We start from the raw sequence: 8,674 nt of genomic DNA, 5'->3' as shown, positions 1-8,674 counted from the left end.
ATGGCGGCCATCCGGATGGCGCCAGGCCTGGAGGGCATGGCGCACGTAGGCCAACCGACGGAAGCGCTCCGGCAAGGCCTCGACCGCCGCGATCGCCTCGCTGGAACGGCCGGCCCGCCCCTGGGCCAGGGCGGCTTCGAAGGTGGTCGCAAACTCGACGTCCTCGCTGGCCATCGCCTCACGGCGTCCGCGGATCTCAAAGAGTTCCACCGGTTCACTGATGCCGCGCAGGTGGGAATCGTCAACCTTGATGATCAGGTACTGCGCCGCATCCGCCCCCAGGGCATTGACGAGGGCTCGGGTGGCCAGCACGCGGGTGCCATAGCGCCGGTTGACGGTTTCGACCCGGCTGCACAGATTCACCCGATCCCCCACGATGGTGTAATTCACCCGGCTGCTGGAACCGATGTTGCCGACCACGACGGCGCCGTAGTCGAGGCCGAAACAGGTCTCGAAGCAGAGGGGAGCACCCTGCTGCTGCCAGGTGCGGTTGAGCTCCTCGAGCCGCTGCTGACAGAGCAGGGCCGTGTCGACAGCGGAGCGGGCGGGATGGTCGATGGCGTCGGGCGCTCCCCAGAACAACAGGGCGGAATCACCCATGTACTTGTCCAGCACGCCCTGGGTTTCAAGGGCGGCATCATTGATGATGGTGAAATAATCGTTGAGTGCGTGGAGGATCGTCTCAGGATCCAGATGTTCGGCGATAGCCGTGAACCCGATGATGTCCGTGAAGAGGATGGCCAGCTTCCGCACTTCACCATCGAGACGAATCTGGTTCTTGTTGAGCACCAGTTTGCGCACAAGCCTGGCCGGTACATAGCGGCCGAAATCCCCGAGCGCGCTCTCCACCCGTCCCAGGGAGGAGGAGATCTCATGGATCTCATGCACCCACTGACAGCTCAGGGGAGTCTGAGCGGACTGGGGATCCAGCTCGAGCTGGGAGATCGCCAGCAGCCGTTGATTGATCCGTCGCAGCGGGCTGCTCAGGCGCCGTCCCACCAGGGCGGCCGCTGGCAACAGCAGCAGCAGGCTGAGCAGATAGCCCTGGGAGAGGGTTCCGAGAATGCGCTGGCGTTCGGCGATGACGCTGTCGGAGGAGATGTCCACGCCCAGGACGGTTTCGAAGCTGCCGTCCCGCCGGAAGAGGGGGTAGTAGCCCGACAGCCAGGTTCCCCACTCGTCGGTCACGAAACTGCGGTCGGCCTCGAACTGGCCTGTGGTCCAGACGCGGTGCAGGGCATCGGTGCTGGGGCTGGTGGTCATCACCGCGCCGATCGGCTCATAGTCCTCGCTGCCGTAGGGCGTGCCGTCAACAACGAACATGTACTTGGAGAATTGATCCTTCGGCTTGCCTTCAACCTTGCGAAGGGTGTAGACGAAGCTGACACCTTCCACCTGATCGAGGGCCTGCTTCATCCGGGCATGGGTGCGCAGGTAGATCGGATCCTCATGCTGGGAGGGTTGGCGCAGGGTGGCGATCGCATCGGCATCGAGCTTCGATGCCAGCGAGCGTGTCACTTCTCGGAGACGCTTGGTGGTGTTCTGCCGGGCGACATCCATGCTCTGGGTGATCACCATCGCCCCATTGATCGCCGTGGCGGCCGTGACCGTGACCGTGAAGATCAGGGCGAGCGTCGGCGCGACCCGCCAGCGGGTGGGCCGCCAGCGCAGCAGGCTCCCACGGGGCCCCGGCGAGGCCTGTGCCGTCGTGCCGGCCGGGCTGTCCTGCACCATGCCGGCACGTTCACACTGACGGAACCCTAGGGAGCCCATGCATGGGCGTCCACAGCATTTGTTCCACCAAGACGAGCATCACCATCACGACAGGGCATCACCATCACGACAGGGCATCACCATCACGACGGGGCATCGCCATCACGACGGGGCGTCATCCGGCCGACGGCCTGGGCATCTGGCGGCAGCAACCGGGATGTCGAGCCAAACACCACATCCCAGAGTGTGACAATCAGCCCATAGTGGCAGCGGGGATTGCGGTGGTGCTCCAGGTGATACGTACCCCAGGCCAGCACACGGGTGATACGACCCTGGATCCTGGGATTGTGATCCAGACGGGCATCACTGAACAGGACCTCGTAGAAATAATGCAGCCCCAGCAGCACTGGGCCCTGGGCAGGTAACAGAGCCGCGATCAGCAACGCCGGAAGCGTGAGGGTGATCCACACGTCGACACTTTCGGCAAGGGTGTCGAACCAGAACAGAAGGTGGTGCCATCGCAGGGGACGGGCCTCCAGCAGGTAGCGGGGCCGGTGGTGGTGGCGGTGGCAGACCTCCAGCCAGTTCCAGCTGGCCCGGTGATGGGCGAGCCGGTGAACGCCATAGGCCAGTCCCGTCCAGCTCAGCAGCGCCAGCAGCAGACCCTGCAGCCAGTGGACGGCGCTCTCGACAGCGGGGGAGAACGCCAAGGCACGGGGACGGGGACCGGGAGCGCCCGGATCGGACCTGGGCCGAACGAAGTTTAGAAACGGCCCGCCACACTGCGCGTGGTGGCAACCGCGTCTTGCCGGCCCTACGGGTGGCGTTTAAGGTGCCCCTCACTAGCCGGCGTCCCTCCGTGACCCTGTCCGCCACACCCCCTGTATCGGCTGACATCCCTGCAGCCCCTCCCGCCGTGCGGGAGAAGCCCCCTGAGGCGGCCGGCCTGCCGCCGTCGGACTTCCCGGCCACGGCCCCGGCAGCCAATCCGGTCTTCTACCGCACCTATTCCCGCAAGACGGCCCACGGCCGCGAGAGCTGGCACGAGGTCGCCGAGCGGAACCTCGAGGGCCTGCGCAAGCTGGGCCACCTCGGCGACGATGAGGTGACACTGCTCCGCCGCATGCAGCGGGGGCAGAAGGCACTCCCCTCCGGGCGCTGGCTGTGGATCGGCGGCACTCCATGGATCGAGCAGCCCGAGAACTTCTCCGGCTCCTACAACTGCACCTCCACCAACCTGGTGGACTGGGAGGCCTTCGGTCTGATGATGGACCTGGCGATGATGGGGTGCGGCACCGGCGCCATCATCGAGCCCCGTCTGATCAGCCGCCTGCCGATGGTGCGCAACCGCCTGGTGGTGGGCACGGTCACCGACATCGGCTCCACCCCGGCGGGCGAGCGGCAGGAGCACACCAGCCACAGCATCGAAGGGAACCGCGTTCACATCAAGGTCGGGGACACGCGACGGGGCTGGGTGGACAGCTACCAGCTGCTGCTGGAGCTGAGCAGCGATGAGCGCTTCCTCCAGCCCGACGGGCCGGGCGAAATTCAGATCAGCGTCGATCTCTCCGACGTGCGCCCGGTGGGTGAAACGCTCAAGGGGTTCGGGGGGATGGCCAACCCCGTCAAGCTCAGGGACCTCTACGGCCGCGTCGCCCAGATCCTGGACCGGGCCGTGGGCCGGCAACTCACCTCCGTGGAGTGCTGTCTGCTGATCGACGAGGCCGCCGTCACGATCGTGGCCGGCAACATCCGCCGCAGCGCCGGCATGCGGCAGTTCGCCGCCGACGACCTGGCCGCCGCCGGCGCCAAGGAGAACCTCTGGCAGCAGGACAGCGACGGCAACTGGCGCATCGATCCGGAGCGCGATGCCCTGCGCATGGCCAACCACACCCGGGTCTTCCACACCCGGCCCAGCCGGGAGGTGGTGCTGGAGGCGGTGACCAAACAGTTCCAGAGCGGCGAGGGCGCGATCCAGTTCGCGCCGGAGGCCATCGCCCGCTCCAATGCCGACCTGCTGCCCACCCATGAGCTGCGCGAGGAGTTCATCGGCATCTACTGCGACCAGGGTCGCGACGAGGCCGGTGCCTGGCTGAAACTCCACCACCCGGGGCTCGAGGACGCCGAACTCGAGCACCGCCTGGGCCGCTACGGGCTGAATCCCTGCGGGGAGATCCTCGGCGCCGACTTCCACTGCAACCTGGCCGAGATCCATCTCAACCAGATCCACCCCACCGACTTCCAGGCCCAGGAGGATGCCTTCCGGGCCGGCGGCATTGCGGTGGCCTGCCTGCTGAACCACCGCTTCGAGGTGGAGCGCTACCGCCAGAGCCGTGCCTGGGATCCCATCGTCGGGGTGAGCTTCACCGGCCTGTTCGACTTCTTCGTGCACGCCTTCGGCACCCCCTGGCTGAAGTGGTGGGAGGCCGGCCGGCCCGACACCGAGGAAGGCCGGGCCTTCAAGGCGCGCGAGGCGGACTACCTCAGCCGCTGGAAGCGGATCGTGCACGAGGCGGTGTGGGAATACTGCGACCGCCACGGCATCCGCCGACCCAACCGCTGCACCACGGTGCAGCCTGCCGGCACCAAGAGCCTGCTCACCGGAGCCTCCCCCGGCTGGCATCCGCCCAAGGCCCAGCGCTTCATCCGCCGGATCACCTTCCGCAAGAACGACCCGGTGGCCCTGGCCTGCCTGGATTACGGCTACGCCATCGTGCCCTCCCAGTCCGACAAGGATGAGCAGGGGCGCCTGCTCGACGATCCCTTCGACCCCCGCTGCACCGAGTGGCTGGTGGAGATCCCCACCGAAGTGAGCTGGGCCAACATCCCGGGAGCCGATGCCGTGGAGATCAACAACTTCTCGGCCCTGGCCCAGTTTGATTTCTACATGCAGGTGCAGCAGCACTACACCGCCCACAACACCTCGGCCACCGTGGAGTTCCGGGAGCACGAGATCGAGCCCCTCGCCGAGGCCATCCACCGGGCGATCGACGAGGGCCAGGGCTACATCTCGGCAGCGCTGCTGGCCCGCTTCGATGCCAACGCCACCTTTCCGCGGCTCCCCTTCGAACCGATCGATCTGGCCACCTACGAGCAACTGACGGCCGAAGTGGTCGCCCGGCGGCGTACGCAGGACTTCTTCGAAGCCCTGCAGCGCTACGACGGCGGCGAGTTGCAGGAAGCCGGACCGGCCGGCTGCGATTCCGACAAGTGCCTGCTGCCCCTGGCCAAGCCCTGATCACACGGGAGGATCGGGGCTCGGCCTGATCCTCCCCCCGGCCTGATCCTCTCCCCCGAATGAAGGCTCAGGCTTCGATCGGCGGGGTGGGGCGGCGCTCATCCAGCAGGATCCGGTCGCGACCTGCCGATTTGGCCTGGAGGAGGACAGCATCCGCCCGCGAAAAGGTGGCGGCGTAGTCCTCCTCGCGAAGGTGTTGCGCAACCCCGATGCTCACGGTGATGTTCACCACATGCCCCTCGGCGGAGACCCTGAGCTGGCGCACACGGTCGATCATGCGCTGGCTGATCCGCTCCGCCATGGTGATGTCGGCATCGACGAAGAGGGCCAGGAACTCCTCCCCACCCCAACGGGCGCACAGGTCGAAATCGCGGATGCACGACCTCAGCACCTTCGCGAGTTCCACCAGCACGGCATCGCCCACCGAGTGTCCATAGGTGTCATTGACCCGCTTGAAATAGTCCACATCGATCAGGGCCATGGAGTAAGTCGTTCCATGCCGAGCCGCCCGCTTGTCCTCCGCCCGGCAGCGATCGGATAACAGGCGTCGGTTCGGCACCCCGGTGAGCTGGTCGTGGGTGGAGATCAGCTGCAGGGCATGGTTGATGTCGTGGAGCCTCGATTGGTAGCGGTCGGAGATCCGGATGGCCCGCTCCAGGCTGCGGATCCGCCTGTCGTAGCTTTTCGAGAGGTCATGCACATGGTCCTGGAAATCGGTCTGGTAACGATCCGAGATCCGGATGATGCGCTCGAGGCGCGTCAGGTTCTGGGCCATCCGCGCCGTCAAATCCGCCAGGGCTTCCCGCAGTGGATGGCCGATGTACTGGGGATCCTTCAGCAGGGATTCGACCCTGGCATCGAGTTCATCGTCAAGGCCGGAAACACTGTCAGCCATACCCGGTCAGGAAGCGGTCATGCCGATCAGGAAGGCAAAGGAATAATCCTCCATGAACTCCTCGGCCATCTCGGAAGATCGCGGATTGCGCGGGTCATAGATCCAACGCACAGCCGCAGACTTTCCATGATCATGGGCGTCCTGAAGAAGATCAAGAATTTCGATCATGGCCCTCACACTGCTGGTGTTGAGGTAGTTGAGTTCGAGCTCAACAACAAGCGGTCGATTGGCATGCTGCAGATAGTGCTCTACCCATGAGATGATGGAATCGAACATCTCATAGGGATTTTCGGGATAGGACTCTCCCGCCATCCTGATATGCCCCTTGTTCCAGTCGCAATAAACTTCTGGCGTCGAGCGGGTTGCCTCGAAACTAAGATCTTCTCCCACTAAGGCTGGTGGATCGAATGGGTTGTCTGAACCTTGCGTCATGACCCTAGCCGATGGTGGAACAGAGCGTGAAGAACGCCTTGCCGTCCTCCAGTGGGTCCAGACGGCATTGCAGGGGGATGGATGACTTCCGGGCAATCGTCAGCAGACCCAGGCCAGCCCCATGGGAACTGCCTTCCTGCCGCGGCTGGCGGAGCTGCTGCTTGTAGAGAGCCTTCAACTCATTGGGCGGAAGGCGTGCCAGCAAGTTTACACGTTCAAGCAGGGATTGGCCATCACCAGCCTCGACAACATTTCCTGCAATGACCACAACATGCCCCTCTGCCGATTCCGCGATGACCACGGTGGCAGCCGCATCGGCGGCCTCGTAGCCGCGAGCATTGGCATAGTGCTGAATATTCTGGCTCATCTCGATATAAACGCCAAACACATCCATGGCAATCGGCGCCCGGTCCTGCGAGGAACTCAGGTGCGTGCGCAGAGCTTCGCCAAGCTCGCAGATCAGGCCTCGGGCCGCAGGGCCGTTGAAACAGATCAGAATACGCTCAGCGAAGAGAAAATCCCGCAACCTGCCCAGCGTGTCCTGGAGGCCAAGACCGTTGGACGTAGGACCGTTGGACGTAGGGCCCCTGGCCTGGAGACCGCCACCTGCCTGCAGAACCGGGATTGTCATCGTCGAAGCCACAGGTTGCGTGGATGATAGCGACGATGTCAGGGTTGGCCAGAGAGAACAGCCGAGAAGGGGAATGTTCGAAATCTACAACACACGGAAAGAGAGCATGGTGATGTCATCCCGCTGCGGGAACTCTCCCATGAAAGCCGCCAGCGCCTTGGAAAAGTCCTCGTGCTGTTCGGGCAGGGGCTTGGTCGCATGCTCCAGGATCCACTGGCGGAAGCGATCCGCTCCAAGGCCATAGCCATGCTCGCCGCCGGATTGATCGAAGACCCCGTCGGTTGCCAGGTAATAGGTGTAGCCGCTGTCCATGGGAATCAGGTGATCCTCATAGGCGCAGGTACGACGATCCCACAGGGAGCGGTTCCCTCCACGAACGCACTGCACCGTGGTTCCGTCGCTCCAGAACAGGGAGATCCGGGCCCCCGCGTAACGCATCTGTCTGGACTCCAGGTCCATGAACACCAGCCCCATGTCCATCGTCGTGGCGATCGTGCGGGAGAGCCGGGCTTCACTCAGAACCTGGCTCATCCCGGCGTTGGTGGCGTTGAGCACGGCAGCCGGCGAATTGATGCCAATCTGCTGAATCGCCCGATCGATGCCAGCCCGGGCCAGCATCGTCATCATCGCCCCGGAGACCCCATGGCCGGCACAATCAGCCACACCGGCCAGACAACAGGGGCCTTCGTCATGGAACACGTAGTAATCGCCCCCCACCGTGTCACGGGGCATCCACAGCACAAAATGGTCGGGACCAAATCTTTCCTTGATCAGGCGGTCAGGCAGGATCGACTTCTGCAGGAGAGCTGCATACTGGATGGAATCGCTGACCTTCCGGTTGACATCGCGCAACTTCTGGTTGGCACTGTCCAGCTGAACAATCGCATCCCGCTGGCTGCGGAGAACCTGATTGAAGGCCTTGGTGAGGCTTGAGATCTCATCACTGCCTTCCACATTCAGAACCAGGTCGTCCTCCAGCGACGGCTGATGGGCAATCGCATAGGACTCCCATGCCAGTCGGCGCAGGGGCCTGATCACACGCTGGGAGACGATGCGATAGGAAATGGTGACGCCGATGACCAGCAGAATGGCGAGAAAGAGCGTGGTGTGGGCATGCATCTGACCGGCAGCGGAGTCCTGCAGAGCCGACCAGGCCGAATAGATGAGGTAACAGAGGACGACGCCATTCAGGATGGCCAGGAGCAGGAAGATGTTCCGGATGGAGAGCTCGCGGCTGTGGCGGGATCTCCAGCTCATGGCAGGGAAGCCAAAAGGCGCACTTTAGTCAGGTCCGGCAAGGGCGCCAGCCCCGCCGGCAAGGGCGCCAGAAGCGGCGGGCAGCCATGAGAAGATGGTGCCGCCATCCCCGGATGGTTCTGGAGAGGTGGTCGAGTGGTTGATGGCTCCGGTCTTGAAAACCGGCGACCCGCAAGGGTCCGTGGGTTCGAATCCCACCCTCTCCGCTGTTCGTTGCAGGACCGGGGCAGCCGCTCAACGCCCCGGGTCCTTCACTTCCAGGGGCGCCTCGGCTGAGGCTGGCTGCAGGGGCGGATGGACCGCGCTGTGCCGCTGCAGTTCCCGCTCCAGCATCTGAATCCGCATCTCCCTCAGGCAGAACTTGCAGCCGCCCGTGGTCTGCAGGTGCTTCTCGGGGGTGATCGAGATCTCCTTGACGGGATGGATCCGGCAGCGGATCTTCACTGGCGTCTTGTAGCTCTTGTAGATGATCCTGGAATAGTCATACTTCTCCCCGAAACGGGAGCGG

At 64.1% G+C, this 8,674-nt stretch carries 8 protein-coding genes and 1 tRNA gene; 2 read left to right on the top strand and 7 right to left on the bottom strand.

Annotated elements, in window-relative coordinates; translation table 11 throughout:
• Both ACLD7X_RS15350 and ACLD7X_RS15345 read right to left on the bottom strand, forming a co-directional pair.
• A partial coding sequence (locus ACLD7X_RS15350; RefSeq protein WP_425625320.1) for an adenylate/guanylate cyclase domain-containing protein occupies positions 1-1,734 on the bottom strand: 1,734 nt, incomplete at its 3' end.
• A gap of 122 nt (positions 1,735-1,856) precedes the next feature.
• The gene (locus ACLD7X_RS15345; protein WP_411424538.1) at positions 1,857-2,423 is read right to left on the bottom strand and encodes a sterol desaturase family protein; all 567 of its coding nucleotides are present in this window, start codon (positions 2,421-2,423) and stop codon (positions 1,857-1,859) included.
• A 149-nt stretch (positions 2,424-2,572) separates the two neighbouring features.
• Between ACLD7X_RS15345 and nrdJ the strand changes: the two genes are divergently transcribed.
• Entirely contained in the window at positions 2,573-4,951 is a 2,379-nt protein-coding gene (nrdJ, locus tag ACLD7X_RS15340; protein WP_412006869.1) for a ribonucleoside-triphosphate reductase, adenosylcobalamin-dependent, read from the top strand.
• Positions 4,952-5,018: 67 nt separating this feature from the next.
• Here the strand turns inward: nrdJ and siaD are convergent, their stop codons facing one another.
• From siaD to ACLD7X_RS15320, 4 genes are all read right to left on the bottom strand, one after another.
• The gene (gene siaD / locus ACLD7X_RS15335) at positions 5,019-5,846 is read right to left on the bottom strand and encodes a biofilm regulation diguanylate cyclase SiaD (RefSeq protein WP_411424536.1); all 828 of its coding nucleotides are present in this window, start codon (positions 5,844-5,846) and stop codon (positions 5,019-5,021) included.
• 6 nt (positions 5,847-5,852) lie between these two features.
• On the bottom strand, positions 5,853-6,278 hold the full coding sequence (siaC, locus tag ACLD7X_RS15330) for a biofilm regulation phosphoprotein SiaC (protein WP_411424535.1): 426 nt from the start codon (positions 6,276-6,278) through the stop codon (positions 5,853-5,855).
• Positions 6,279-6,282: 4 nt separating this feature from the next.
• Positions 6,283-6,804 carry a SiaB family protein kinase gene (locus ACLD7X_RS15325; protein ID WP_411424534.1) on the bottom strand — a complete coding sequence of 174 codons (522 nt, stop codon included), beginning with the start codon at positions 6,802-6,804 and terminating at the stop codon, positions 6,283-6,285.
• 189 nt (positions 6,805-6,993) lie between these two features.
• Positions 6,994-8,166 (bottom strand): SpoIIE family protein phosphatase, encoded by a 1,173-nt coding sequence (locus ACLD7X_RS15320; RefSeq protein WP_411424533.1) that lies wholly within the window; start codon positions 8,164-8,166, stop codon positions 6,994-6,996.
• Between the two features lie 121 nt (positions 8,167-8,287).
• Between ACLD7X_RS15320 and ACLD7X_RS15315 the strand changes: the two genes are divergently transcribed.
• Positions 8,288-8,372, top strand: a tRNA-Ser gene (locus ACLD7X_RS15315).
• A gap of 28 nt (positions 8,373-8,400) precedes the next feature.
• Here the strand turns inward: ACLD7X_RS15315 and ACLD7X_RS15310 are convergent.
• Positions 8,401-8,674, bottom strand: a 274-nt coding sequence (locus ACLD7X_RS15310) for a hypothetical protein (RefSeq protein ID WP_411424532.1), incomplete at its 5' end; no start/stop codon positions are given.

Origin of the sequence: Aphanothece microscopica RSMan92 (genome assembly GCF_046613545.2) — a bacterium.
GTDB lineage: Bacteria > Cyanobacteriota > Cyanobacteriia > PCC-6307 > Cyanobiaceae > NIES-981.
The sequence above is the reverse complement of the archived record's forward strand: the minus strand, read 5'-3'. Positions and strand labels throughout refer to the sequence as shown.